This window comes from Nocardia higoensis, assembly GCF_015477835.1.
Lineage (GTDB): Bacteria > Actinomycetota > Actinomycetes > Mycobacteriales > Mycobacteriaceae > Nocardia > Nocardia higoensis_A.
The window spans coordinates 339,100-364,788 of sequence record NZ_JADLQN010000003.1; the positions used below are offsets into that span (position 1 = coordinate 339,100).

Annotated in this window: 21 protein-coding genes; 13 read left to right on the forward strand and 8 right to left on the reverse strand. The window is 69.6% G+C overall.

Features of this window, described 5'->3' with window-relative positions:
• Positions 1 to 670: 670 nt before the first annotated feature.
• A complete protein-coding gene (locus tag IU449_RS19425; RefSeq protein ID WP_324188330.1) occupies positions 671 to 4,432 on the forward strand; it encodes a KR domain-containing protein in 3,762 nt (1,253 codons plus the stop codon).
• A gap of 28 nt (positions 4,433 to 4,460) precedes the next feature.
• Here IU449_RS19425 and IU449_RS19430 read toward each other — a convergent pair whose 3' ends face one another.
• The 3 genes from IU449_RS19430 to IU449_RS19440 form a co-directional block, all read right to left on the reverse strand.
• Positions 4,461 to 4,856, reverse strand: a complete 396-nt coding sequence (locus IU449_RS19430; protein WP_195003526.1) for an RNA-binding S4 domain-containing protein — start codon at positions 4,854 to 4,856, stop codon at positions 4,461 to 4,463.
• Between the two features lie 23 nt (positions 4,857 to 4,879).
• Positions 4,880 to 5,458: a C40 family peptidase gene (locus IU449_RS19435; RefSeq protein WP_067863513.1), complete on the reverse strand. Its 579-nt coding sequence runs from the start codon at positions 5,456 to 5,458 to the stop codon at positions 4,880 to 4,882.
• 341 nt (positions 5,459 to 5,799) lie between these two features.
• The gene (locus tag IU449_RS19440; protein ID WP_228805197.1) at positions 5,800 to 6,126 is read right to left on the reverse strand and encodes a hypothetical protein; all 327 of its coding nucleotides are present in this window, start codon (positions 6,124 to 6,126) and stop codon (positions 5,800 to 5,802) included.
• A gap of 121 nt (positions 6,127 to 6,247) precedes the next feature.
• Between IU449_RS19440 and IU449_RS19445 the strand changes: the two genes are divergently transcribed.
• From IU449_RS19445 to IU449_RS19455, 3 genes are all read left to right on the forward strand, one after another.
• On the forward strand, positions 6,248 to 7,429 hold the full coding sequence (locus IU449_RS19445; RefSeq protein ID WP_195003527.1) for an ATP-binding protein: 1,182 nt from the start codon (positions 6,248 to 6,250) through the stop codon (positions 7,427 to 7,429).
• A 350-nt stretch (positions 7,430 to 7,779) separates the two neighbouring features.
• Positions 7,780 to 8,904 carry an alpha/beta fold hydrolase gene (locus IU449_RS19450; RefSeq protein WP_195003528.1) on the forward strand — a complete coding sequence of 375 codons (1,125 nt, stop codon included), beginning with the start codon at positions 7,780 to 7,782 and terminating at the stop codon, positions 8,902 to 8,904.
• A 265-nt stretch (positions 8,905 to 9,169) separates the two neighbouring features.
• A complete protein-coding gene (locus IU449_RS19455; RefSeq protein WP_195003529.1) occupies positions 9,170 to 9,457 on the forward strand; it encodes a hypothetical protein in 288 nt (95 codons plus the stop codon).
• A 100-nt stretch (positions 9,458 to 9,557) separates the two neighbouring features.
• Here IU449_RS19455 and IU449_RS19460 read toward each other — a convergent pair whose 3' ends face one another.
• Complete coding sequence (locus IU449_RS19460) at positions 9,558 to 11,162, reverse strand: hypothetical protein (protein ID WP_228805199.1); 1,605 nt, start codon at positions 11,160 to 11,162, stop codon at positions 9,558 to 9,560.
• A 339-nt stretch (positions 11,163 to 11,501) separates the two neighbouring features.
• Between IU449_RS19460 and IU449_RS19465 the strand changes: the two genes are divergently transcribed.
• From IU449_RS19465 to IU449_RS19475, 3 genes are read left to right on the forward strand one after another with little or no spacing between them, the layout of a single operon-like run.
• Positions 11,502 to 12,329 carry a hypothetical protein gene (locus tag IU449_RS19465; protein WP_195003530.1) on the forward strand — a complete coding sequence of 276 codons (828 nt, stop codon included), beginning with the start codon at positions 11,502 to 11,504 and terminating at the stop codon, positions 12,327 to 12,329.
• Between the two features lie 30 nt (positions 12,330 to 12,359).
• Positions 12,360 to 14,345, forward strand: a complete 1,986-nt coding sequence (locus IU449_RS19470; protein WP_195003531.1) for a fumarate reductase/succinate dehydrogenase flavoprotein subunit — start codon at positions 12,360 to 12,362, stop codon at positions 14,343 to 14,345.
• 2 nt (positions 14,346 to 14,347) lie between these two features.
• Positions 14,348 to 15,094: a succinate dehydrogenase/fumarate reductase iron-sulfur subunit gene (locus tag IU449_RS19475; RefSeq protein ID WP_195003532.1), complete on the forward strand. Its 747-nt coding sequence runs from the start codon at positions 14,348 to 14,350 to the stop codon at positions 15,092 to 15,094.
• A 14-nt stretch (positions 15,095 to 15,108) separates the two neighbouring features.
• Here the strand turns inward: IU449_RS19475 and IU449_RS19480 are convergent, their stop codons facing one another.
• Positions 15,109 to 15,246 (reverse strand): hypothetical protein, encoded by a 138-nt coding sequence (locus IU449_RS19480; protein WP_228805446.1) that lies wholly within the window; start codon positions 15,244 to 15,246, stop codon positions 15,109 to 15,111.
• A 155-nt stretch (positions 15,247 to 15,401) separates the two neighbouring features.
• The gene (locus tag IU449_RS19485) at positions 15,402 to 16,337 is read right to left on the reverse strand and encodes a helix-turn-helix domain-containing protein (protein WP_195003534.1); all 936 of its coding nucleotides are present in this window, start codon (positions 16,335 to 16,337) and stop codon (positions 15,402 to 15,404) included.
• Between the two features lie 490 nt (positions 16,338 to 16,827).
• Here IU449_RS19485 and IU449_RS19490 point away from each other — a divergent pair, with 490 nt between their 5' ends.
• On the forward strand, positions 16,828 to 16,968 hold the full coding sequence (locus IU449_RS19490) for a hypothetical protein (RefSeq protein WP_169333781.1): 141 nt from the start codon (positions 16,828 to 16,830) through the stop codon (positions 16,966 to 16,968).
• Positions 16,969 to 17,012: 44 nt separating this feature from the next.
• Here IU449_RS19490 and IU449_RS19495 read toward each other — a convergent pair whose 3' ends face one another.
• Together IU449_RS19495 and IU449_RS19500 are read right to left on the reverse strand one after the other, a co-directional pair.
• A complete protein-coding gene (locus IU449_RS19495) occupies positions 17,013 to 17,954 on the reverse strand; it encodes a DNA-3-methyladenine glycosylase family protein (protein WP_195003535.1) in 942 nt (313 codons plus the stop codon).
• Between the two features lie 206 nt (positions 17,955 to 18,160).
• Entirely contained in the window at positions 18,161 to 20,986 is a 2,826-nt protein-coding gene (locus tag IU449_RS19500) for an FAD-binding and (Fe-S)-binding domain-containing protein (RefSeq protein ID WP_324188331.1), read from the reverse strand.
• A 193-nt stretch (positions 20,987 to 21,179) separates the two neighbouring features.
• Here IU449_RS19500 and IU449_RS19505 point away from each other — a divergent pair, with 193 nt between their 5' ends.
• The 5 genes from IU449_RS19505 (at position 21,180) to IU449_RS19525 (ending at position 25,630) form a co-directional block, all read left to right on the forward strand.
• The gene (locus IU449_RS19505) at positions 21,180 to 23,057 is read left to right on the forward strand and encodes an ABC transporter ATP-binding protein (RefSeq protein WP_195003536.1); all 1,878 of its coding nucleotides are present in this window, start codon (positions 21,180 to 21,182) and stop codon (positions 23,055 to 23,057) included.
• Between the two features lie 367 nt (positions 23,058 to 23,424).
• Positions 23,425 to 23,670, forward strand: coding sequence for a hypothetical protein (locus IU449_RS19510; RefSeq protein WP_195003537.1), 246 nt, complete (start codon positions 23,425 to 23,427; stop codon positions 23,668 to 23,670).
• Positions 23,671 to 24,033: 363 nt separating this feature from the next.
• Complete coding sequence (locus IU449_RS19515; RefSeq protein WP_195003538.1) at positions 24,034 to 24,915, forward strand: helix-turn-helix domain-containing protein; 882 nt, start codon at positions 24,034 to 24,036, stop codon at positions 24,913 to 24,915.
• Positions 24,912 to 25,112 carry a DUF397 domain-containing protein gene (locus IU449_RS19520; RefSeq protein WP_195003539.1) on the forward strand — a complete coding sequence of 67 codons (201 nt, stop codon included), beginning with the start codon at positions 24,912 to 24,914 and terminating at the stop codon, positions 25,110 to 25,112. Before IU449_RS19515 ends, IU449_RS19520 begins: the two co-directional genes overlap by 4 nt.
• A gap of 98 nt (positions 25,113 to 25,210) precedes the next feature.
• On the forward strand, positions 25,211 to 25,630 hold the full coding sequence (locus tag IU449_RS19525; protein ID WP_195003540.1) for a hypothetical protein: 420 nt from the start codon (positions 25,211 to 25,213) through the stop codon (positions 25,628 to 25,630).
• Positions 25,631 to 25,689: the final 59 nt, after the last annotated feature.

Genomic DNA, 25,689 nt, shown 5'->3' on the forward strand with positions numbered 1-25,689 from the left:
CGGGCCCGTCGACGCATCTCGGCAGCGCGGCGCGCCCGGATACGGCGCGAACGGTCGACTCGCGGGCGGCTCGCTGCCGGCAACCGCATCGAGGCCCCCGAGCGCATCCGTGACCGCGAATTGCTCAGGGCCTGCCAGCACCTCACGGTCCGCGGGCAGCGTTCCCCTGCGGGCAGGCGAACGGCACCCAGGCGACGCCCATCCCGCGACAGACGCCCGGCATGCCAGCGTATCGCCGCCCACGCGGGGGTCGGTCCCCGCACATGTGACGATGCCCGCGACCCGGTCGGTGATGTCGGTGATCGAGCGGGTGTGCGCACTCGCCGACGGGGCGCGTACGTGGCCGACCGATGACACGTCGGACCGGCCCGGGACCGAGCCGGGCATGTTCATGCCAGGCGCGTCCGTGCCGGGCACATCCCGACCAGCCGCAACCGGACCAGGCACATCCGGACCAACCGCATCCCGACCAACCGCATCGGGGCCAGACGCAACCGGACCAGGCACATCCGGACCAGGCACATCCCGACCAACCGCATCGGGGCCAGACGCAACCGGACCAGGCACATCCGGACCAGGCACATCCCGACCAGGCACATCGATGCGGGTCGGACCGCTCGTTGTAGGGCCCGCGTGTGTCGGGCGGTCTGTGCGAACGATGGAACTGCCTGTGCTGATCACTGTGACCGGCCGCGACGCCGGTGAGTTCGGGAACGCGGCGATGCGGCTGGTCCACTACCTGCGCTATGCCGCGCCCGAGGGCGATCGCGCCGCCGAGTCCGCGGCGTTACACGCACTCTCCGCCGCGACCACCCGCTCGATCCCGATGGCCACGCGGGGCGCGGTGCTGGCCGCGGACGCGACGCACGCACGGGACCGGTTGCGGGCGCTCGCACAGGGCGAGCTCGGTGCGGGCATCGTCGGTCCGCGCACGCCGCGGCGGCGCGACCGGGTGCTGTTCCTGTTCACCGGCACCGCCGAGCGGCCGGCCAGGTTGGGGCGGGCGCTCGCCGCCCGGTATCCGGTGTTCGCGGCGGCACTGAACGAGATCGCCGACGCGGTGGTCACAGCGGGCGGTCCGCGAATCTGGACGCCGCGCTTCGGTTTTCATCCCCCAGCGACCGGATGCGCCGAGCGCGAACTCGGGCTGCTGGCGGGTTTCGTCCATCAAGTCGCGCTCGCACGACTTGTCGAATCCTGGGGCGTTCGACCGGACGCGGTGTGCGGGTACGGGTTCGGGGAGGTCGCCGCCGCGGTGGTCGCCGGAATGCTGACCGAGGCGGATGCGGCGCGACTTGCGGTCCTGCGGGCCCGGGCTGCCGCCGCCGCGCCGCCGGACGAGCGGGTCAGCGCACTGGTGAGCGCTGGTCCCGATGAGCTGGCGCGGCTGATCGAGCCGCTGCGACCGGCGGTCACCGTCGCCGCGATGCACGGCCCGCGCTCGATCCTGCTTCGCGGTGAGCTGCGCCAAATGGAGACCATCGCGCGCCGTGCGGAGCGGCGCGGCCTACAGGTCACGCTTGTCCGACGCACCGGCTTCGACTCGGTGATTCCGATGCCACCCTACCCGGATGGGCTTGCAGCACAGCCGAGTACGTGTGGCCCTCGGACATGTACGGGCGACGCGCAGACGAACACGGGCTACCCACAGGCGAACGCAGGCCACGCACAGGCGAGCACGGGCAGCATTCGGACGAACGCGGGCGGGGCACAGGCGACCCGCAGTGCCGACCGAACCGACGATGGGCTCACCCACCCGGCCCAATGGGGGATCGCCACGCCTCGACTGCCGTTCTACTCCACCGTCCAGGCAGGACGAGTGTTTTCGTCGGAGGTGCCGGACACCCGCTACTGGACCACGGACGTCGGCGGCGCCGTACAGTTGGCGGCCGCACTGGAACGGGCGGCGAGGGACGGCGCCGGGACAGTACTCGAGTTCGCGGCACATCCGGTTCTCACCAGCGACCTTCGGGAGTATCCGGAGTTCCGGGATTCGGCCCACCCCGTCGGCGACCGCGACGACGAGGTGAGCGCGCTGCTGCTCGCGCTCGCCGAACTGTATGCCGACGGCCGGTTCGTGGAGTGGTCCGCTCAGGGGCCGTTCACCGGGGCCGCCCCGCGGCGGCGGTGGCGGCGCACGCCGGTCCGGTCACCGCTGCCGCTCCTCACCGACTGTGCCGCCGCCACGGATGCCGGGGAGTCCGGCGAGCACGCGCTCGGCGCGATCGCGCTCGTGCCCACCGGCTACTGGGTGCGCGCCGTGTTGCGCTTGGCCGCACCGGCCGAGATGATGACCGATTTCGTCGTGCACGAACGGCTCGCCCCGGACAGGCTCGGCGCCGTCGACTGCCGCGACGACGGTCCGGCCGGCATACGCGCCTATATCGAGGACGTGACCGTGGTGTCGGCGCGTCCGATGTCGGGTCCCGCGCCCGCCGACATCGTGGACTGGATGCGGGTGGTCGATACCGGCCGCTCGGCCCGGCATCGCATGCGCGAACTCGGCGGCGCGAACTTCTACACGATGCTGCGCAGGCACCGGCTGGAATACGGTCCGCGCCGGCGCGTGCTCGGCCGACTGGAGGTCGGCGGGGGCCACGCCTTCGGCACTGTGGAAACCGTTGCGGCGAGCGTGGTCTCGATCGTCGAGGGATGCGTGCACCTTCTGGTCGCAGCCGCCCCGGAGTATCTGTCGGATCGGACCTACCCGAGCGTGCCCGCCATCTCCGCGGTGTGGGTGGGTACGGGCGCCGAGCGGCTGATCGCGCGCGCGTATGCCACCGTGCGCGAACGCGGGCCCGACACCGTGACCGGCGATGTCGTCGGCACCGACGACGAGGGGGTGCCGGTGCTGGCACTGTCGGGGGTGCGGATCGTCTTCGCCGAACGCGATGCGGCCTCCGAGGACGGACAGGCCGAGATCGCGCCGTTCCGTACCCAGGTCTGGCTGCCCGCGACGACCGGCACGCACGGTACCCCGCCGTCTCGGCTTCGGCGGCTGCTGGTCGTCGGCGCCTCGGAAACTGCCACACGCCTGGCTCTTTCGACGGACTCGACCGTCCCCACCGAACACGTCGCGACGGCGCCCGACGCTGCGGACGAGGCGGTGTGGGCAGCCGCCGAGGCCGGGGATCCGACCACCGGGATCGTGCTGGTCTGGCCGGACAGCGATGAACCCCACCCCGCTGCCGCCCTCGCCCGCGCCCATGAGGTCCTCACCCGCGCCGCAACCGCGGCCGGAACGGCGGGCCTGACCGTCGTGCTGCCCCGTCGGGCCCTGCGCGGCAGCGGTGGTGCGGCGACCGCCTGGGGCGTGGCCGCACTGACCCGCACGCTTCGCCTGGAGTCGCGGCGGCGCGTCCGGGTGATCTGGGCCGATGCCGATCCGCGCGCCTTGGGAATGCTCGCCGACCTGGTGACGATCGACGCGTCCGGCAGGCGCACAGGGACGCCGATGGTCGACACACAGTACGCCGAAACGCCTGATTCCCCGCAGAATTCGCGGTCCGGCACATCGGCGCCGAGCGAACCTCCACCGATCGCGCCGCGGCCGGACGACACGTCGCCGCAAGACTTGCCACTGAACGAGACGACGCCGCACGACACGATGCCGAACGCCGCAGTGCCGCACGACCTGGTGCCGAGCGAGAGCGAGTCGGTGCCGAACCAGTCGGGGACCGATGTGTTGTGGGCGGACGACCTGCGGGTAGGCGCCGACGGGCTGGCCGTGCGCCGGTTCCGGCAGGCTCCGGCCGTCACCTCGCCCGCCCCGCCGATCGACCCGGGCGGCACCTACGTCGTGACCGGCGGCCTGGGGCGACGCGGCGCGGTCGCGGTGCGGTGGTTGCTCGACGCGGGCGCCCACGATGTCGTCGTCCTGACCCGCGATCCGCGCCCGGTCCCCGGGCCGCTCGACGGCCTGGAAGACCGGTTCGTGGTGGTGCGCTGCGACGTGGCCGACCGGGCCGAACTGGCGAGCGCGCTGGACGACATCCGCGAATACGGCTCGACCATCCGGGGCGTGGTGCACGCCGCGGAGGATTTCGAGCAGGCCGGATTCGCCACGGTGACTCCTGAGCACCTGGCACGACTCTTCGCGCCGAAGGCGCAGGCCGCGCGCTGGCTGCTCGAACTCACTGCGGCGGACCCGATCGATTTCGTGCTGCTGTTCTCCTCGGCGGCCGGTGCGCTCGGCGCGCAGAACCAGGCTGCCTACGCCGCGGCATCGGCGGCCGTGGACGCGCTGGCGGCCGGGGCACGTCGAAGACGGGTGCTCGCCTTGGGCTGGGAGATCCGCCGATCCGGCGGCGAAACGGCGATCACCGACAGCGACCCGGCGCAGGTGGCTCATGGCGCGCACGTTCTGACCCAGGCATTGCGCAGCGGAGCACCGCATCTTCTGGTGAGCGACGAGACCGGCTCGGGTACGTGAGCACGGACGGCTCGGCTGATCACGCGGCTCAGTTCTCGTCGCGACCGAGCAACCGATCCGTCTCGCGGCGTTCGCGTTTGGTCGGGCGACCGGACCCTCGATCGCGCCGCGGCATGGCGGCGAGCAGTTCTTTCGAGGGCGGTGGCGGACTGCGGTCGATCAGGCATTGAGCGGCGATCGGAGCGCCGACCCGTTTGGTGACGATCCGCTCCACGACGACGATGCGCTCGAGGCCGCCGACGCGGATACGCACCTCGTCACCGGGACGGACGGGTTGAGCCGGTTTCGCGGTGGCTCCGTTGACTCGGACGTGGCCACCACGGCAGGCCTCGGCCGCCGCCGAGCGAGTGGGGAACAGCCGCACCGACCATGTCCAGGAATCCACCCTGGCCTGTGTCGGTGCGCTCTGCTCTCGCTGCGGCATCCGTACCTGTGGGCTGCCGGTGATCAGTCCGCGATGCGGCGGGCGGTGACGATCATGTCGGGGCGCAGCGGGGTGTAGGACACCGGCTGGCCGGACTGGACCGCGTTCAGCAGCTTGCCGTCGCCCGCGTACAGGCCGACGTGGCCGCCGCCGTTGGTCACGACGATGTCGCCGGGACGCAGCTCCTCGAACGACACCGGAGCGCCGACGTGCGACTGCTCGAAGCTGGTACGGGGAAGCTCGATTCCGGCCTGCCGGTAGGCCCACTTGACCAGACCCGAGCAGTCGAAGCTGGACGGGCCCGCCGCGCCCCAGGAGTACATGGCGCCGACCTTGGTCTTGGCGGCGTCGAGGGCGATGTCACCGATGCTCGTCTGCTGGACGAACGGCGCCGAGGGCATCGTGAACTGGGGAAGTTGCGGCGCGGCCAGCGGCGCACCCGGCGCGGCCAGGGCCTGCTGAAGCTGCTGCTCGAGCTGCTCGACGGGCTGCTCGAACTCCTGCGGCACCGGGACGTCGAAGTCGCCGAGGCCAGGAATGTTGATGGTGGCGGCCATGGCAGGGATGGCGGGCATCGCGCCGGTGGCGGCGACCGCACCCATGACAAGAGCACCCTTCACGGAATTCGGCACGCGCGATTCCCGCTGCAAGCTGTGTTTACCCACCGACCTGAGTCTCCGATCGTTTCCTGCATTCCCCGCCGACCGGATCACCGTCGGGCTCGGGGCGAATACTGAAGCCCCGCACCTCGATCGCGGTGGGCCCGGCACGACAGCCGGTACACGGTGGCCCCGACAGCCGATAAGGCGGGTGACCCAGTGGCGCCCTCCTCTTACGAAGTGACACCCTCCACTAAGTCACGAGAAGATTACGATGCCCGACGGCGCTTGTCCAGCGGAGCGGGGTAGTGTTTCCGCGCTTTCGACAATCCCGGGCCGCTCGGCTACGGCATCTGATGCCCCGCCCCGGGTGCGCCCGCCGAAGCGCGCTCGAGCTCGTCGATGCGCCGCCGGGCGTCGGCCAGCTCCAGTTCGACCTGGGCGAGCGCCTCGACCAGCGGGCCGATGGCCATATCGGCGATCAGCTCCGGGCCTACGCCTCGGTGTCGGAGCGCCCCGAGCAGGGCGGCCTTGATCACCCGCGCCCGGCGCGCACCCACGGGCACCCGCCATTCCTCGATCATCTCGGCGGCGTCATGCCGCGCCATCTCGTCGTCGACGGATTCTGCGTGGACGAATTCCTCGTCCTCGTACACGGATTCCTCGAACATGTGCCTCCGATCGGCGCGGCGGTACCTGGTGTCGGGGACGACAAGGACAAGATAGCGAAATCTACGACTTGCCGAATACTTCGGAAGATTTCGCTGTTCGCACGCGCTACGGTGTCGGGGCATGGACCCCGTGCGCAACCCGTATGCACCAGGAGCCGGCCAACGCCCGCCCGAGCTCGCCGGGCGCGACAAGCAGTTGCAGGCCTTCGACATCGTGCTGGAACGGGTCGCGCGCGGCAGGCCGGAACGCAGTGTCGTGCTCACCGGACTGCGCGGCGTCGGCAAGACGGTGTTGCTCAATCAGCTTCGCTCGGCGGCGATCTCGCGCGGGTGGGGCACCGGCAAGATCGAGGCCAGGCCCGATCAGGAGTTGCGCAGACCGCTGTCCTCGGCGCTGCACATGGCGACCAGGGCGGTGGCCATGTCGCACCGCAATCCCGAGCGGGTGGACGACTTCCTCGGCATTCTCAAGGCTTTCGCCTTGCGCGCCACCGCCGACAAGGGGATGCGCGATCGCTGGCAGCCGGGCATCGACGTGCCCGCGGTGGCGGGCCGGGCCGATTCCGGCGACATCGAAATCGATCTGGTAGAGCTGCTCGAGGAGGCCGCGGCACTGGCCGGTGACATCGGCGTGGGGATGGCGATCTTCATCGATGAGATGCAGGATCTGGGGCCCGCCGACATCTCCGCCATCTGCGGCGCCTGCCACGCACTCAGCCAGGATGCCGCGCCGCTGATCGTGGTCGGCGCGGGCCTGCCGCACCTGCCCGCCGTGCTCTCGGCCTCCAAGAGTTACTCCGAGCGGCTGTTCAGCTATCACCGCATCGATCGGCTGGACCGCGAATCCGCCGACCAGGCCCTGCTCGCGCCCGCCGAGCGCGAAGAGGTGAAGTTCACCGAGGAGGCGCTGGAAGCGTTGTACCGCAAGGCCGACGGCTATCCGTATTTCGTGCAGGCCTACGGCAAGGCGACCTGGGATCAGGCGCCGGAGAGCCCGATCACCGCCGAGGACGTCGAGGTCGCCGCCCCCGCGGCCGAGGAAGAGCTGGCGGTCGGGTTCTTCGGCTCCCGCTACGAACGCGCCACCCCGGCCGAACGCGAGTACATGCGCGCGATGGCCGACCTGTCCGGTGACGACGGTCCGGTGGCGACCGCGGCGGTGGCCGCCGAACTGGGTCGCAAGCCCGCCTCGCTGTCCCCGGCCCGCGACGGGCTGATCAAGAAGGGGCTGATCTACTCCGCCGAGCGCGGCACCATCGGCTTCACCGTCCCGCATTTCGGCCGCTACCTGCGCGGCGTGTGAATCCGAGTCGAACAGGCGGTCTCGAACAGGATTACGGGCCGAACCACTCGGCCGGTCGCGACGATACTGATCCACCAGTGGAATATTCGGCTTGCTAGCGAAATCGCTAGATATCGGCAGACAATGCCATCCGAGCCCTAGGCGAGGACTTTCTAATGATGTCTAGGTTCTACTCCAGATATCCGTAGAGAACGCGATCGAACCGGAGAGCCCCACCCGCAGACAGCGGGTCGGGATCGGTTGCGCATCATGTGCGTAACAGCCGGTTAGAGCGGCTAACGGGACGGCAATGGATATCGACATCCCGGCACACCGCCCCACCCCGGGGGCTCACGCCACTGGGAGATCGCATGTTCGTATTCCGCACCGGCGCATCACGGACCGCCTCCTCCGACGCCGCCCTCGGCGCCGCATCCTTCGGCACCGCCGCCGCGCCCGATCTCTCCCGCGCCGCCGAGACCGCCCCCGCCCGCGCCGTGGAGACCGCCCCCACCCGCGCCGTGGAGACCGCCCCCGCCCGCGCCGCCCTTGACCCGGACAGCAGGCTCGTCACGGTCCGCGCCGACGACGGGGTCGCGCTCGCGGCGCGGGTGTTCGGCCCCGATAGCGCGCCGCTGACGCTGGTCTTCGCCCACGGCCACTGCCTGCACACGCAGTCGTGGTCGCTGCTGTGCGCGCGACTACGAGCGCGATGGGGCGATGACGCCCGGATGATCTGTTACGACCATCGCGGTCACGGCGAGTCCGACGAAGGTCACCCCGCCACCTACACCATCGACCAGCTCGCCCGCGATCTCGACGCCGTACTGCGCGCGGTGGCGCCCACCGGGCCGATCGTGCTGGTCGGGCATTCGATGGGCGCGATGGTGCTGCTGGCGTACTCGCGACTGTTCGCCGAGGCCATCGGCACCCGAGTGGTCGGGGTCGGCCTGATCGCCGGTGCGGCGACCGGGCTCACCGATGTCGGCCTCGGCCGGTTCCTGCACCGCTATACGGTGATGTCGCTACAGACCGCGGTCCGGCACGCGCCGCGGGCGATGCAGGCCTCCAAACGGTTCTCCCGGCACCTGTTCGAGCCGTTGATGCGGGAGGCGAGTGCGGGCACCAGGACGATCAGCCCGCATCTGCTCGCCGTGGCGACCACGATGCTCAACGAGACTCCGCTGCTGACCATGGCGGGTTTCCTCACCTCGCTCATCCGTTTCGACGAGATCGAGGGACTGCACCGGCTGGGCGCGGTGCCGACGCTGGTGCTGGCGGGCTCGGCCGACATCGTGGTGCCGTTCGCGCACTCGGTGGTGCTGGCCTCCCAGCTCGGCGACTGCGAGCTGGTGCGCGTGGAGGGCGGCAGCCACAGCGTGATCGGGGAGCGCACGGACGAGGTGGCCGGGGCCATCGCCCGGCTGGTCGCGCGCACTCGGATCGCGGTCACGCGCGATACCGGCGGCACCACTGATTTCGCCATCGCGGGATAGCCGAGGCGACCGGACAGCAATCGGTTTCCGGCGCCCTCGGGGCGGCGGACCCGTTCGCTACGGCCCGCGAGACGGTTATGGCGAATTTCAGGCAATTGGCACGGTCGAAGATTTCCCGGGACTGGACAGCGCTTCTCGGGTACTGTGTTGTAGATCACGTTGTGTGGTGGGTCACACGACCCGGTGATGCATGGCCTGCGGGTACCCCGCGGGGCAACGCCCCCGATCCGGGTCCGCACGTCCGCCAGGAACACAGGAGGAATCGATGACACGCAGCGATATCGCGGAACTGCGCTTTGCGGTCAACCAGCTCCGGCAATCCATCGGCGCACTGCGCACCCACTACGGCGACGCCAATACCGTGCGCCGGCTGGAGAACGATCTCGAGCGGCTCACCATCGACGCCGACGAGTTCGAGCAGGCCCCGCCGCCGGAGATCACGCGCAGGGCGCAGAACACCATCTATGTCCCGGACAGCAAGTCCGACGAAGCGGCCTGGATGGGCGCACAGGACGAGGGACTGGGCTTCCACTCCCGACCGCGCACCACCTGACCGCGCCGGCCCGGCCCGCATCGCTCGGCGTCGCGCGATGCGGGCCGGATCCACCGCGCCAGGCCGGCGACGTCACAGTCTGAAGTCCCGGATCCGGCGCTCAGGAACGTTGCTGCCACTTGTTGCGCGCGCCGGCCACCCGGTGCTTGCCGGCGCGCTTGTTCGGAGCGGCTCCGTGGAATCGCGCGCCCGCGGGCGCCTGCACCTGCGGCGGCGCGACAGCGGATTCGAACAGTGCCGCGATTCCGTGGTCGTGGCCGAGCGCGATGGCCTCCAGCGCGTACCGACCGCCGGACCGCGAGAGTTCGTGCAGCATCGTCGTCATGATCCGCAGGCCGGTCGCGCCGACCGGATGACCGAGCGCGATCGAGGAACCGTTGACGTTGAGCCGGTCGTTCGGATCCAGATCCCACTCCCGCGCGAGCGCCAGCACCTCCACCGCGAATCCTTCGTTGACCTCGATGAGATCCAGGTCGTCCATGCCGAATCCGGTGCGCCCGAGCAACTTCGCGACCGCGGGCGCGGCGCCGAGCGAGGCGGTGTCGACATCGCTGCCCGCCGCCGCCCAGCCCACCAGGTAAGCCATCGGCTCGAGCCCGAACTCCTCGAGCCGGTCCTCGGCGACGACCAGGCAGGCCGAGGCGCCGTGCCGGTGCGCGCTCATATTGCCCGCCGTGACCACTCCGTCGGACAACAGCGGCCGCAGCGCGGCCAGGGTGTGCGTGGACATCTCGCCGTCGACGCCCTCGTCGCGCAGTATCCGGTGCCCGCCGGTGTCGTCGGAAGCGATGCCGTACTCGGGCCGATCCGCGCGCACGCTGACCACCTCGGCGCCGAAGCATCCCTGCCGCCACGCCCTGGCGGCCTTGCGATGGCTGGCGACCGCGAACTCGTCGGCCTCGGCCCGGGTGATGCCGTAGTAGCGGGCCACCTCCTCGGCATTGACCAGATCGATCGAGGACGACGACCACGCCCGGGCGCCCCCCACGACTCCGCCGCCGTGTCGCGCTCCGACCGGGCCGTAGCCGCCCTGCGGGTATGCCCGCTGTCCGAAACCGCTCGGCCCGTAACCACTTCGGCGTTCACCGGCGTGCCGGTGAACGCCCGGTCCGTAACCGCCGTGGGCGACGCCGCCCGGTCCGTAACCGCCGCCCGGTCCGTAACCGCCGCCCGGTCCGTAACCGCCCGGCCCCTCGCCGCTTCGGCCGTCACCGGCTGGTCCTGGGCCCGCCTGCGCTGAGCCGCCCTGCCACTGACGGGCCTGCCCCACACCGCGCGGTCCCTGGCCGACCGGTCCCCGGCCCCGCTGCGGGTAACCGGCCTGCCCGAATCCGCCCGTCCCGTCGCCGCCCGCCTCGACGCCGCCCGCCACCACCACATCGGCCGCGCCGGTCTGCACCATCATCGCCGCGGTGATCACCGCCTGCAGTCCGCTGCCGTTGTGCCGGTCGGTGACGAAACCCGGCACGGCGAACGGCAGCCCCGTATCCCGGGCGGCCAGTTTGCCCAGGTCGGGGCCGGACGCCGAACCCACGCGCGAACACGCCATCGCGACGTCCTCGATACGCCACGGCTCGATACCCGAACGCTCGATGACCGCCGACAGCACCGTCGACGCCAGCCACGGGGCGGGCATCCTCGACAGCGCACCGCCGTCGACCCCGCTGGGGGTGCGAACCGGCGCCACGATCGCGGCTCTTCTCATGGTCGGTCTCTCCTTACCCGGGTGGATTCCGGAGTGCGCTGACATATGTCCACGCATGTCAGCAGGTGTCGCTGGAGAAAGGGGACCACGCCGATGTTGCGAAGACGTGACATCTGCGGAACCCATTTCGCACGTGAGCCGGGCCGCGATTGTGTGGCGCAAATCATAGGCGGCGCACCCACCCGATATGGCCGAGACCACCCTCGAGCCATAGTCCCACTGACGTAAGGTGCTGTGCATCACATCCAGAGCGCGGTCGGCATCGATACTCCAGACGGCACGGATTCCCGCGACGACATCGATCTCCGCCCGCCGAGCGAATCAGCGAGGCGTCCTCCCGTGAGTGCCGCACCGACCGCTGTCCCCACGGGGACGGGCGTTTTCAGCAAGACCAGGGCCCGAATCGCCGCGCGCACCCTGCGCACCGACCGCTGGTGGGTGCCGCCACTACTCACGGTGCTCGGACTCGGCGCCTTCGTGGTCTACGCGACGATCAGATCTTTTGTCCGAACGGCCTATTGGGTGCCGGAGTACCACTACCTGACGCCGTTCTACTCGCCCTGTCTGAGCGATTCGTGTGTGCCGGGTTCGAGTCATTTCGGCACACCGTTCCCGGAACTGCCCATGTGGATTCCGCTGGGTTTCCTGGTGCTGCCGTTCCTGCTCGGCTTCCGCCTGACCTGCTACTACTACCGCAAGGCCTACTACCGCTCGGTGTGGTTCGCCCCGCCCGCCTGCGCCGTGGCCGAACCGCACCAGCGCTACACCGGCGAGACCAGGCTGCCGCTGATCGTGCAGAACGCGCACCGCTACTTCTTCTATGTGGCGCTGGTCATCTCGCTGATCAACACCTACGACGCGCTCTCGGCCTTCCACGGCTCCGGCGGCGGATTCGGTTTCGGCCTGGGCAATCTCGTGCTGCTCGGCAATGTGACCCTGCTGTGGGCCTACACGCTGTCGTGCCATTCCTGCAGGCACATCACCGGCGGCCGACTCAAACACTTCTCCGCGCATCCGGTGCGCTACCGATTCTGGACTTTCGTCTCCAGGCTCAACACCAGGCACATGGAACTGGCCTGGATCACTCTGGGCACTCTCGTGCTCACCGACCTCTACGTGCTGCTGGTCGCCAGCGACACGATCTCGGACCTGCGGTTCGTCAACTGACCCGCCCCGGCTTCAGGAGTATCCCCAGCTATGCCAGAAGAGGAACGGCACACCGCCGGCGAACGGCACACCGCCGTCGAAAGGCACAACTACGACGTGGTCGTCATCGGAGCGGGCGGCGCCGGACTGCGGGCGGTGATCGAAGCGCGCGAGCACGGCCTCTCGGTGGCGGTGGTGTGCAAATCGCTGTTCGGCAAGGCGCACACCGTGATGGCCGAAGGCGGCTGCGCGGCCTCGATGGGCAACGCCAACGAGAAGGACACCTGGCAGACCCACTTCAAGGACACCATGCGCGGGGGCAAGTTCCTCAACAACTGGCGCATGGCCGAACTCCACGCCCAGGAGGCGCCCGCGCGGGTGTGGGAGCTGGAATCCTATGGGGCGCTGTTCGATCGGACGCCCGACGGCCGGATCAGCCAGCGCAACTTCGGCGGGCACACCTATCCGCGCCTGGCCCACGTCGGCGACCGCACCGGTCTCGAGATCATCCGCACGATGCAGCAGAAGATCGTCGCGCTGCAGCAGGAGGATTTCGCGGCCACCGGCGACTACGAGGCCCGGATCAAGGTCTTCGCCGAGTGCACGGTCACCGAACTACTCACCGACGAAGGGCGCATCTGCGGCGCCTTCGGCTACTGGCGCGAATCCGGCAAGTTCGTACTGTTCGAAGCCCCCGCGGTGGTGCTGGCCACCGGCGGCATCGGCAAGTCCTACAAGGTCACCTCGAACTCCTGGGAGTACACCGGAGACGGGCACGCCTTGGCGCTGCGCGCGGGGGCGACGCTGATCAACATGGAGTTCCTGCAGTTCCACCCGACCGGCATGGTCTGGCCGCCGAGCGTCAAGGGCATCCTGGTGACCGAAGGCGTGCGCGGCGACGGCGGGGTCCTCAAGAACTCCGACGACAAGCGGTTCATGTTCGACTACATCCCCCCGGTGTTCAAGGGCCAGTACGCCGAATCCGAGGCCGAGGCCGACCAGTGGCTGAAGGACAACGATTCCGCGCGCCGCACCCCCGACCTGCTGCCGCGCGACGAGGTCGCCCGCGCGATCAACGAGGAGGTCAAGGCCGGGCGCGGCACCGTGCACGGCGGGGTCTACCTCGATATCGCCTCCCGGCTGCCCGCCGAGGAGATCCGGCGCAGGCTGCCCTCGATGTATCACCAGTTCAAGGAACTGGCCGATGTGGACATCACCAAGGAGCCGATGGAGGTCGGGCCGACCTGCCATTACGTCATGGGCGGCATCGAGGTCGATCCGGACACCGGTGCCGCGACGGTGCCCGGCCTGTTCGCCGCGGGTGAGTGTTCCGGCGGTATGCACGGCTCCAACCGGCTCGGCGGCAATTCGCTGTCGGATCTGCTCGTGTTCGGCAGGCGCGCCGGTCTGGGGGCCGCGGCCTACGTCGAGGGGCTCGACCGACGACCGCACGTCCGCGAGGACGCGGTCGCCGACGCGGCCCGCATCGCGGTGGCGCCGTTCGATCCGCCCGCCGACGGCCGCGGCGAGAATCCGTACACCCTGCACACCGATCTGCAGCAGGTGATGAACGACCTGGTCGGCATCATTCGCAAGAAGCACGAACTGGAGCAGGCGCTGGAGCGGCTCGCCGAATTGCGGGCGCGCTTCGGCAGCGTCACCGTCGAGGGACACCGGCAGTTCAACCCCGGCTGGCACCTGGCCCTCGACCTGCGCAACATGCTGCTGGTCAGCGAATGCGTCGCGCGGGCGGCACTGTTGCGCACCGAGAGCCGCGGCGGGCACACCCGCGACGACCATCCGGGCATGGACCCGGCGTGGCGGAACAGGCTGCTGGTCTGCTCGATCGATGCCGGGGCCGCCGCCGACCCGGTGTCTCCGCCGGTGCGGGTCGTGCCCGAGGACCAGATTCCGATGCGCGCCGATCTGCTGGCGCTGTTCGATCTCGGCGAACTCGAGAAGTACTACGACTCGGGCGAACTCGTCGGCCATCCGGCCGGTGCGGAGACGGGATCCGATGCGGAAGGTGAGAGCTAGTCATGGGATACGAGGCGAAGTTCCGCGTGTGGCGCGGTGACGACACCGGCGGTGCGCTGGAGGATTTCACCGTCGAGGTGAACGAGGGCGAGGTGGTGCTCGACATCATCCACCGACTCCAGGCCACCCAGGCTCCCGATCTGGCGGTGCGCTGGAACTGCAAGGCGGGCAAATGCGGGTCGTGCTCGGCGGAGGTCAACGGCAGGCCCCGGCTGCTGTGCATGACCAGGATGTCGACGTTCACCACCGACGAACTGGTGACCGTCACGCCGATGCGCACCTTCCCGGTCATCCGCGACCTGGTCACCGACGTGTCGTTCAACTACCAGAAGGCCCGCGAGATCCCGTCCTTCACGCCGCCCCCCGGGCTGGCGCCCGGCGAGTACCGGATGAAGCAGGTCGATGTGGAACGGTCGCAGGAATTCCGGAAATGCATCGAATGCTTCCTGTGCCAGAACGTCTGCCATGTGGTTCGTGATCACGAGGAGAACAAGGAGGCTTTCGCCGGGCCGCGATTCCTCATGCGTATCGCGGAGCTCGAAATGCATCCGCTCGACGTCGCCGATCGCAGGCAGCAGGCCCAAGAGGAACACGGACTCGGCTACTGCAATATCACCAAGTGCTGCACCGAGGTGTGCCCGGAAAACATCAAGATCACCGACAATGCGCTGATCCCGCTCAAGGAGCGGGTCGCCGATCGCCGGTACGATCCGCTGGTCTGGTTGGGCAACAAGCTTTTTCGGCGCTGAGAGGGTGGGCGGAACTAGATGGTGGCGACGACTCCCAGCGCCACCATCCACACCAGCGCACCCACGACCAGGGCGGGCAGAAAAGATCCGGTCAACATGAAGACGCCCACCGCCGACACCGAGAAAAGCAACGCGACAATGAGCCATTCCACCCAGTCGCCGGGCCGCAATTTACGGTACCGTGTGTGATAATTCTTGATTCCACGGTCCATGTGGTGTGATTACCCGCAGGCGGCCTGGGTAAACCCGTTCTGTTGCCGAACCTGCGTCGTTTCGTGATCTCCCGCACCGTGTGTCGGCCGACCGCTCACAGTGTGGAGGTGTAGTCCTTGGCGAGTTCGCGCAGCAACCGTCTGCCTGCCTGCACGTCCAGTGCGCAGCGGCGCAGACATTCGTGGGCGGCGAGGAAGCGCTGCACGTCGACTCCTCGCTCGAGGTAGAGGTCGCCGGTGAAGCCGGGCACGTGCACGATCGGCGGATCGGCCCGTTTGCCGCGCCCCTCGCCGTCGAAGCACAACACGGTGAACGGGCCGGTCGGTTCGCCCAGCGGCATGCCGGCGGCGAACGGCAGCACCCGCACTCCGATGGTCGAGCGCGTGCTCAGGTCCGCCAGGTGCCGCAGCTGTCCGGCCATGACTTTCGGGCCGCCGACCATCCGGCGCAACACCGCCTCGTGCACCACGACGTCGGCGTGCACCGGTGCGACCTTCCTGGTCAGCGCCGCCTGCCGCTGCATCCGCGTATGCACCCGGCGTTCGATCTCCTCCTCGTCGACCTCGGCGGAGATATGCCGCAGCAGCGCCCGTGCGTAATCCGGCGTCTGCATCGGAGCGGGGACGAGTTCGGACTGATAGGAGAACAGCTCCCGCGCGGTCGCCTCGATGCCGGCGTAGACGTCGAAGCTCGCCGGGATCAGTTCGCCGAAGGCGTGCCACCAAGCGTTACCCGGACGCTGTTTGGCCAGACCGGCGAGCGCTTCCCTGGCCTCGTCCGGGATGCCGTAGATCCGGCACAGCTCCTGGATGTCGACAGTGCGCAGACGATCGGCCTGGCCCTTCTCCAGCCGTTGCAGGGTGGTCGCTCCCCACTCCATCAACCGCGCGGCGTCGGCGATGGTGAGGCCGGCCTGGGTACGCCAGTCTCGTAGGTAGCGACCCAGTTGCCGACGGGCGATCGTCGACGCCGCGTCTGTCGAGGGGGCTGAATCCAGGAGTGCTCGTGTCGAACTCGGTGTCACCGTCATCGCTCCGTTCTCCTGCTCCGGCTCGGCCGGAGGGCGATCGCGGGGCGGACCTGCGAGCTCGGTTCCCCACGATGTCGCTCGAGTGCTCGTGCTACCGACCTGTGTGATTCGAGACGTGTGGATCCACGGCGTGTGGATTCCGGGCGCGTTCATCCGATATGGACAATCCTGCACTCCAGAATGGATGACGTGCTGGGAATTCGCGCTAAATCTCACGGATCTCCCGCGAGCCGCCCGCCGACGCGCCGCACAAGTGGTGTGCTGGAAGTGTGCTCGGAACTCGCGTGCGACAGTCCTTGCGCGCGTGGCACTCTCCGGGCGCGTCAACCGATCGCACGCGGGAACGAGGAGTCATGGCTGAAGATGTCACAGCGTCAGATGTCCCATCGCCACCGTCGATGATCACCGACGCGGCGGTGGCGTGATGCAGATGGCGATGCAGGGGATGTGGTCGTCCGGGCTGCTCAGTTGCGGTCGCGATCCCGGAATCATGACCACCACGCAGGCACATTCGGCGATGCAGCTCCATCTGGACTGCACCGTGGACCGGTGCCTGGTGCGACGTCGCGCCAGGGCGACGCTGGTCGAAGCGGGCAAGTGCGTTCTGGACGAACGCGCACTGCGCATCTGATCAGGCACGGCCGTCGCGCGGGTTCGCTCGCGCGACGGCCGAGATCAGTGCCAGGCGTGATCGGTCAGCGGGGTACGCGGTCCGAACTTGGGTTTGCGCGCATGACCGCTGATCTCGAGCAAGCGGACCACCCGATAACGATGCGGGCGTAGGGGTTCGAGGTATTCGACCATGCCCTCGTCGTCGAGCGGACGGCCGAGCAGGGTCCAGCCGACGATCGCGGCCAGGTGGTAGTCGCCCACGGAGAGGGCATCGGCGTCGCCGAAAGCACGCTGGGCGATCTCGGCGGCGGTCCATACCCCGATACCGGGGACGCTGCACAGCATTCGGGCGGCCTCGGCGGGTGAGCGTGCAGCGGTGCGTTCCAGGGAGTCGGCGATCGCCGCGGCACGCACGATGGTGCGGGCCCGCTGCGGACCGACACCCGCACGGTGGAACTCCCAGGACGGTATCCGCCGCCAGGTCTCGGGTGTGGGCGGCAGCAGCAGGCCCGCCGGCGCCGGGCCCGGCGCGGCTTCTCCGTACTGCCGCACCAGTTTTCGCCACGATGCCAGCGCCGAGACGGTATGCACCTTCTGCTCGAGAACCGAGGGGACCAGCGCTTCGAAGACCCGGCCGGTGCGCAACATGCGCAGGCCGGGGTGTCTGCGGTGCGCGTCGCCGATGAGCGGGTGCTCGGGGGCGAAGTCGTCGAGATTCTCGTCCAGGCAGAGCATGGCGGGCAGGTCGTCGAGGAAGGCCCGCGCGCCCGGGCCCCAGGCGCGCGCGGCCACGGTGCGCGGACCGGCCTGGGTGAGCCGGTAGGTGACGGCGCCCGCGGTCGTGCGGCTGGCCTGCCAGTGCCCGCCCGCCTCGTCACGGTGAGTGCACGGGTCACCCGCGCCGCGCCGCAGCGGGGCGAGGGTGTGCGCGAGGTCGACGGGCCGGGACGAGACGACCGTCCGGGATCGTCCGCCCTCGATCGCCGGTGTGGTCGATGTACGCACCGGTCCATTGTGCGCTGCGGCCCCGACCGCGGATCGATGGACGTCCGGGCGATACCCGTATCGCGGAACTCACGTAACAGGCATCATCGGCGCGCCGATGTTTCCGGCAATCGGCAAACAGCTGGCACAACGGAGGTTCTGATGATCACCAACGCACTCAACTGGCTGCTCGGCGCATGGGGCGCTGTCTCCGCGGGCAGCTCCGGCTACCAGATCCCGCCCGGCACGCTGCCGTTCGGGCTCTGAGCCACGCGGGGATCGGGTCCGGCCAGGAACTGGGCCAGATGTGTGCCGCTACGACCGGCGAGCTGGGCGGCCTGGGTTCGGCAGGAGAAGCCGTCGGCGAGGAAGACAGCGGCTTCTCCGGCCTGGGCCAGCGCGGGGAGCAGGCCGGCGCCCGCGATCCGCGCGGAGATGTCGTAATGGCCCGCCTGCATGCCGAAATTTCCGGCGAGTCCGCAGCATCCGCTGATCTCGACCACGTCGGCGCCGGTGTCGGCAATCAGCTGGCGATCGGAGGCGAAGCCGAGCACGGCGTGCTGGTGACAGTGCGGCTGGACCACCACCGAGCGCCCGGACCGATCCGGCGGACGCCAGCCCGGTTGTTCGGCGAGGAATTCGGCGAGAGTCCGCACCGCTCGCGCGGCCCGCGCGGCGCGAGGATCCTCCGGCAGCAGTTCGGGCAGGTCGGCGCGTAGCGCGGCGGTACAGGAGGGTTCCAATCCGACGACGAGACCACCCGCTCGGACATGGTCGTCGAGGGCGTCGAGGGTGGCGCGCAGCCGGGCCCGGGCGCCGTCGAGCTGGCCGGTGCTGATCCAGGTCAGGCCACAGCAGACGCGCTTGCCCGGGATGATCACGGTGTGACCGGTCGATTCCAGCAACCGCACCGCCGCGTCGGCGATCTCGGGGGCGAAGGCGTCGGTGAAGGTGTCGAGCCAGAGCATCACCGTCGGTGCGCCGGTGTTCCCGTTCCCCCGAACCCGCCGGGCACGCCGGAAGGACCGGTCTGCCAGGCGGGGCACCGGGCGGTGCGGATCCAGACCTGCCGCGCGTAGACCCCAGCGGCGCAACATCTTCCGGCTGGACAGCGCGTTGACGAGACGGGGCGTCCTGGTGGCGGACGCCAGCCAGCGCGGCAGCATCCCGAGGGTGTAGTGGTCGACGGGGCGCAGGCGGCGACGATACCGCCGGTACAGGATCTCGGACTTGTAGGCGGCCATGTCGACGCCCGCCGGGCAATCGGTGCGGCAGGCCTTGCACGACAGGCACAGGTCCAGCGATTCCGCGACGGCCGGCGAGGTCACCGGCAGCGCGCCGCGCACCACTTCCTGCAGCACCCTGGCGCGTCCCCTGGTGTTGTCCTTCTCGTCGCCGGTGGCCAGATAGGACGGGCACATGAAGCCGCCCGCCTGCCGGTTGTCCGCCCGGCATCTGCCCACACCGACACAGCGGTGCACGGCCGTGGCCAGGTCGCCGCCGTCGTGCGGGAGGGCGAAACCGCCCGCCGAGGGCAGCGGCGCCACACCCGCCACCCGCAGGTCGGCGTCGACGGCGTTCGGCTCGACCAGCACACCGGGATTGAGCACGCCCTCCGGATCGAACAGTGCCTTGAATTCGGCGAACGCGGCCAGGACGGGCGGCGGGTACATGACGGAGAGCAGTTCCGAACGGGCCCGCCCGTCGCCGTGCTCGCCGGACAGCGAGCCGCCGTGGCGCACGACGAGTTCGGCGGCGTCGAAGAGGAAGGCACGGAATCGGGTGGGCGCGTCGGCGATCGGCAGGTCGAGGCGGACGTGGATGCAGCCGTCGCCGATGTGACCGTAGAGCAGGCCGTCGATGCCGTGCTCGGCGGTGAGCGCGGCGAATTCGCGCAGGTAGCCGCCGAGGCGTTCGGGCGGGACGGCCGCGTCCTCCCAGCCCGGCCAGGCGGGGGTGCCCTGCGCGGTGCGGCCGGCCAGTCCCGCGCCGTCGGCTCTGATCCGCCACAGAGTCGCGGCGACGGCGGCATCGGTGACGATCCTGGACTCGAGCGCGTGCGCGGCGCCGCACAGCAGGCGCGCGGCCGCACGCGACTCGTCGGCGGTCGCTCCGCCGGTCTCCACGAACAGCCAGGCACCGCCGCGCGGCAGGTCGGGCACCGCGCCGCGGTGCGCGCGCACCACGTCGACCAGGCGGGAATCGATGCCTTCGACGGCGATCGGGTCGCAGGACATCACCGCGGCCACGTCGTCGGCGGCGGTGGCGATATCCGGGTAGCCGAGCACGGTCAGCGTGGTCGCGCCGGGGAGGGGGACCAGGCGGAGCTCGGCGTCGAGCAGCAGGCCGCAGGTGCCCTCGGTCCCCGCGAAGGCCTTGGCGACCGCGCGGCCGCGTTCGGGCAGCAGGTGTTCGAGTCCGTAGCCGGAGGCCTGACGGCCGAAGCGACCCAATTCGGTGCGCAGCAACGCCAGGTGCGTGCCGGTGAATTCGGGCAGATCTGGCACGACCGACAGGTCGGCTGCCAGGGCCCGTTCCGAGCCGCGACCGTCGAGGACGCGCAGTGCGACGATGTTGTCGCTGGTGCGGCCCCACGACACCGCGTGCGGTCCGCAGGCGTTGTTGCCGATCATGCCGCCGAGGGTGCAGCGGTCCTGGGTCGACGGGTCAGGACCGAAGCGCAGACCGTGCGGGCGGGCCAGACGTTGCAGGGACGAGAGCACGACGCCGGGTTGGACCCGGGCCACGCGACGCTCGGCGTCGAGATCGAGGACGCGGTTCATGTGTCTGCTGAAGTCCAGGACCACGCCGGGACCGACGGCATTGCCCGCCACCGATGTGCCCGCGCCACGGGCGGTGACCGACAGGCCGTTCTCCCGCGCGAAGGCCAGGGTGGCGGCGATGTCCTCGTCACCGCGCGGGAAGACCACGGCGGCGGGCGGCACCCGGTAGTTGGATGCATCGGAGGAGTACTCGGCGCGCCGGCGCGGCGAGGTGTCGACCTCGCCGTCGAGCCCGGCGCGCAACGCCGCGAACAGCTGTTCCTCGCTCACCCCCCTCAGCCTAGTGAGCCACCGCCGCTCTCCGGGCCGGACGCTTCGGTGTTCGGCAGGTGGCGGCGCTGTTCGGCCGAACACCGCACTGTTCCATCGGAAACAGCCGATAATTGGGCTTGATCTCGAGAATGGTTGAGGTTCTAGTGTCGGTGGCCTGGGGTGGAATGAGCGTGGTCGAGAGGGAGTAGACGTGAGCATCGAATCCGTGGCCTGGCATCAGATGTATCAGCAGGCCAACGCACCTGACGAGCGTCGGCCGTTCCGTGCCGCCACCGCCGCGCGGATCCTGCGTTTCGCGAGACCGCACCAGCGGCGGATCGGGGTGTTCCTGCTGTTCAGCGTGGTCTCGGCGCTGCTCGCGGTGGCTACTCCGGTGCTGGCGGGCCGAGTGGTGAACAGCATCGTCGGCGCGGACGAACCGCGCGTGGTGGTGATCCTGGCCGCCGCCATCGGCGCGCTCGCCGTCGCCGACGCCGGGCTGGGGCTGGTGATCCGCTGGCTGTCCGCGCGGATCGGCGAGGGCCTGATCCTGGATCTGCGGCGCGCGGTGTTCGACCACGTGCAGCGGATGCCGGTCGCATTCTTCACCCGCACCCGCACCGGTGCCCTGGTGAGCCGGCTCAACAACGACGTGATCGGCGCCCAGCGCGCGTTCAGCGACACCCTCTCCGGCGTGGTGACCAATCTCGTCACGCTGGCGCTGACGCTCGGGGTGATGCTCACCATCTCCTGGCAGATCACCCTGCTGGCGTTGCTGCTGCTCCCGGTGTTCGTGGTGCCCGCGCGGCGGATGGGCCATCGGCTCGCCGAGATGCAGCGGGAGGCGGCGCGCCTGAACGCGGCCATGGGCACCCAGATGACCGAGCGCTTCTCGGCTCCCGGCGCCACCCTGGTCAAGCTGTTCGGCAGGCCCGAGCAGGAATCCGCCGAGTTCGCCGCACGGGCCGGGCGGGTGCGTGACATCGGTGTGCGCACCGCGATGCTGCAGACGGTGTTCGTCACCTCGCTGACCCTGGTGTCGGCGCTGGCCGTCGCCCTGGTCTACGGCCTCGGCGGGTGGTACGCCCTGACCGGCAGACTGGACGCGGGCGCGGTCGTCGCGCTCTCGCTGCTGCTGACCAGGCTCTACGCGCCGCTGACGGCGTTGGCCAGCGCGCGCATGGAGATCATGGCGGCGCTGGTCAGTTTCGAGCGGGTCTTCGAGGTGCTCGATCTGAAGCCGCTCATCGAGGACGCGCCGGACGCCGTGCCGGTGCCGGACGGCCCGGTGCGGCTGGAGCTCGACGGCGTGCACTTCGGCTACCCCTCGGCGGACAAGGTGTCGCTCGCCTCGTTGGAGGAGGTCGCGACGCTGGACACACGCGGCGGCGTGGACGTGCTGCACGACATCACGCTGCGGGCCGAGCCGGGACAGCTGGTGGCGCTGGTCGGGTCCTCCGGTGCGGGCAAATCCACCATCGCGCAGCTGGTTTCGCGACTCTACGACGTGGATTCCGGTGCGGTGCGGTTGAACGGGGTCGACGTGCGCGGTATCAGCGCCCGCTCGCTGCGCGCCGCCGTCGGCCTGGTCACCCAGGACGGGCACCTCTTCCACGAGACCATCCGCGCCAACCTGCTGCTGGCCCGCCCCGAAGCCGACGAGGCGCAACTGTGGGACGCACTGCGCCGCGCCCGCCTCGGCGACCTCGTCGAATCGCTGCCCGACGGTCTGGACACCGTGGTCGGCGAACGCGGCTATCGCCTCTCCGGCGGCGAACGCCAGCGCCTCACCATCGCGCGCCTGCTGCTCAAGCAACCGCGCCTGGTGATCCTGGACGAGGCCACCGCCTCCCTGGACTCGACCTCCGAGGCCGCGGTGCAAGAAGCCCTCACCGAGGCACTGGAAGGCCGGACCGCGCTGGTGATCGCCCACCGGCTGTCCACCATCCGCGCCGCCGACCTGATTGTCGTGCTGGAGCACGGCCGGATCATCGAGCAGGGCACCCACACCGAACTCCTCGCGGCCGAAGGCCGATACAGCGAGCTGTACCGCACGCAGTTCGCCGAACCCGCCGAGGTCGCCGCCTGAGCGGGTTAGCGGGCGGAGTGGAAGCGCAGCGTCACCACGCAGACCGCCCCGCTCAGGCGGAACACACACAGCCTGAGCGGGTCAGCGGGCGGGGTGGAAGCGCAGCGTCACCACGCAGACCGCCCCGCTCAGGCGAAACACACACAGCCTGAGCGGGTCAGCGGTCGAAGTGGAAGCAAAGCGCTGCAACACGGTCGAACGCGACTCGCAGGTGTGGTTCGCACGCCCGACAGCGGCAAGCGATCGGGCGTGCGTGCTCCGCTGTTACACCCTGGAATCCGGGGCTACGCAATGCAATTTCCAGCCGGTAATTTTCGATTGGTGCGAAAGGCGCACGTCGGGGGACAAACGACATGAAGAGGATCACATGAAGCGTTCGATCACCGGACTGGCCTTGGCAGGCGCGCTACTTTTCCCGGGCCAGCTCGTGGCCGCGGGTTCGGCCGTCGCCGGGCCGTCGACCACCGTGCCCGCGCAGGCGAGTCAGGTGGCGGGGTCGTCCGAAGTCGGCTGCAATCTCCAGTGCGGTCCGTTGATGGAGCTGTGGATAGCGCTGTACGAGGGGTTGGCGCTCGGATCGAGCAATGGCGGCGGCGCACCCGCCACCCCGTAATCGCCCGTCGTCGACAACACGACATCCGAGTGGTGGGCCGGACCGGCGCCAGGCCGACTCACCACTCGCCGGAGAGCGCTCACGCTGCGGCGGCGCCGATCAGGTCGGAGTGAGTTCGAGGGCTCGGTATCCGGCGATCCACTCGCCGCCGCGTCCCGCATCACATCGACGCGAACGGCGAGCGCGCTCCCTGCACACCGGACACCGGCCGCCACTACGACACCACTCGGCTCGGCCCGCCACCCGGCGACACGGAGTTTCCGCGCGAGATCGACCATTTCCCCAGGCAGAGTTTCGGCGTTGTGCCACACTGTCTTCCGCTCCCTGCTGTCCACCGTTCCGCCCACCGAGGGGATTCGAGAGATGGCCGACGAAGACAGCACCCTGCCCCGGCGTCAGTTGGGGCGATTGATGCGCCGGTATCGCGACGAGGTCGGCTTGACGCTGGCCCAGGTCGCGCAACTGGCGGACATCGGCACGACCAGCCTGCACCGGCTCGAGCGGGGGCAGTCGAACAAGGTCCGGGTGCCGGTTGTCCAACAACTGTGCGAGATCTACGAACGCTCACCGGAGGAGACCGCGGCTATGCGGCACCTCGCACAACAAGACCCGGCGAAGAGCTGGTTCGCTGACTACGGCGAGTTCGCCAACAGCGGATTCGACAACTACGTCGCACTGGAATCGGTCGCACGTCGCCTGATTTCGTATCAGGAACTGATTCCGGGGCTGTTACAGACGAGCGGCTACGCCCGGGCGATCATCCGTGGATTCCTCGCGGAACAGAGCCAGGCCGACGTCGAGCGGATGGTCGAGCGTCGGGTGAAGCGGCAGATCGTTATCCGTCGCAGAACTTTTCCCGTATCGCTCGATGTCGTGATACACGAGTCGGCACTACGCCGCCTGGTCGGCGGGCCGCGCGTCATGGCCGATCAACTCCGACATCTGGCCGACACGAGTACCCAGCCAAATGTGAACGTGCGGATTCTGCCGTTCACCGCCGGGGTTCCCATGGGCGTGCTGCCGGGCGGCTTCGTCATTCTCGAATTCGAACGTGACGGCAAGGGCAGGCCGATCGAGCCGACCGTCGTGTTCATCGAAAGCGTTCTGACGGCCAACATCTACCTGGAGAGGACCGTCGACGTCGACCGCTACCGGGAGATTTCGGCCGGTCTGCGCAAGGCAGCGCTCGATGATGTCGGCAGCAGAGCATTGATACGAAAGATCGCGAAGGAGCACCAACCGTGAACGAGCAGCTATCCCCCGTAAGGTGGTTCAAAAGCAGCTATAGCCAGGCGGCGCAGGAATGCGTCGAGGTCGCCTTTCTCGACGGCGGATCGGTCGCGGTGCGCGACTCGAAGAACCGTACCGGTCCGGCCCTGGTGTTCACCTCGGCCGAGTGGACCGCCTTCCTCGCCGGCGCACGAGCCGGCGAGTTCGGATAACCCAGTCCCCGGCGGCCACGCCCACGCGGGGTCCCGACTTCGGCGAGCCACACCGCTTACGGTCGAGAAATCAGCAACGTCCGAGAGGGTTACGACCTATGAAACTTCGCTCCCTCGCCGCGAGCCTCGCGCTCGTCGGCGGCGCGCTCGCCTTCGTTCCCGCCGCGGCCCATGCCGACGACCCGGAATTCCCGCGCAACGGCATCATCCCGGTGGGCGTCTACCAGATCGGCACCGGGCCGGGCAATGTCGTCGGGACGCCGCTCGCGGGCTGTGACCTGCACGTCTCCGGTGATACGGTCAGCGTGCGACTCACCTGTCCGGCATTCGGCCGCGACGGGCGGCAGATCCCCGTGGGACCGGACCAGACCTACGTCGTCCTCGACGGCCTTCCGCTCGGCCTCGACCTGCACGACATCGATCCGCGCCAGGGGATGTGGAGCGGAACGGTGAATGTCGCTGCCACGCCGGTGATCCTGCCGTACCCGCTGGCGGGGGTCTGGCTGCAGCGCCGCTGACGCGCGCCCGCCCCGTTCGACAGGGCCTGTTTCCGGCGATTCGACAGCCGCCGCGAAGT

Excerpts from the sequence above, each read along its gene's own strand:
- IU449_RS19515 (WP_195003538.1), top strand. The coding sequence starts at position 24,034 with ATGGCCGACGAAGACAGCACCCTGCCCCGGCGTCAGTTGGGGCGATTG.
- IU449_RS19525 (WP_195003540.1), top strand. The coding sequence starts at position 25,211 with ATGAAACTTCGCTCCCTCGCCGCGAGCCTCGCGCTCGTCGGCGGCGCG.
- IU449_RS19510 (WP_195003537.1), top strand. The coding sequence starts at position 23,425 with ATGAAGCGTTCGATCACCGGACTGGCCTTGGCAGGCGCGCTACTTTTC.
- IU449_RS19445 (WP_195003527.1), top strand. The coding sequence starts at position 6,248 with ATGGACCCCGTGCGCAACCCGTATGCACCAGGAGCCGGCCAACGCCCG.
- IU449_RS19460 (WP_228805199.1), bottom strand. The coding sequence starts at position 11,162 with ATGAGAAGAGCCGCGATCGTGGCGCCGGTTCGCACCCCCAGCGGGGTC.
- IU449_RS19490 (WP_169333781.1), top strand. The coding sequence starts at position 16,828 with ATGACCACCACGCAGGCACATTCGGCGATGCAGCTCCATCTGGACTGC.
- IU449_RS19455 (WP_195003529.1), top strand. The coding sequence starts at position 9,170 with ATGACACGCAGCGATATCGCGGAACTGCGCTTTGCGGTCAACCAGCTC.
- IU449_RS19440 (WP_228805197.1), bottom strand. The coding sequence starts at position 6,126 with ATGTTCGAGGAATCCGTGTACGAGGACGAGGAATTCGTCCACGCAGAA.
- IU449_RS19430 (WP_195003526.1), bottom strand. The coding sequence starts at position 4,856 with ATGCCGCAGCGAGAGCAGAGCGCACCGACACAGGCCAGGGTGGATTCC.
- IU449_RS19470 (WP_195003531.1), top strand. The coding sequence starts at position 12,360 with ATGCCAGAAGAGGAACGGCACACCGCCGGCGAACGGCACACCGCCGTC.
- IU449_RS19435 (WP_067863513.1), bottom strand. The coding sequence starts at position 5,458 with ATGGGTGCGGTCGCCGCCACCGGCGCGATGCCCGCCATCCCTGCCATG.
- IU449_RS19475 (WP_195003532.1), top strand. The coding sequence starts at position 14,348 with ATGGGATACGAGGCGAAGTTCCGCGTGTGGCGCGGTGACGACACCGGC.
- IU449_RS19450 (WP_195003528.1), top strand. The coding sequence starts at position 7,780 with ATGTTCGTATTCCGCACCGGCGCATCACGGACCGCCTCCTCCGACGCC.
- IU449_RS19485 (WP_195003534.1), bottom strand. The coding sequence starts at position 16,337 with ATGACGGTGACACCGAGTTCGACACGAGCACTCCTGGATTCAGCCCCC.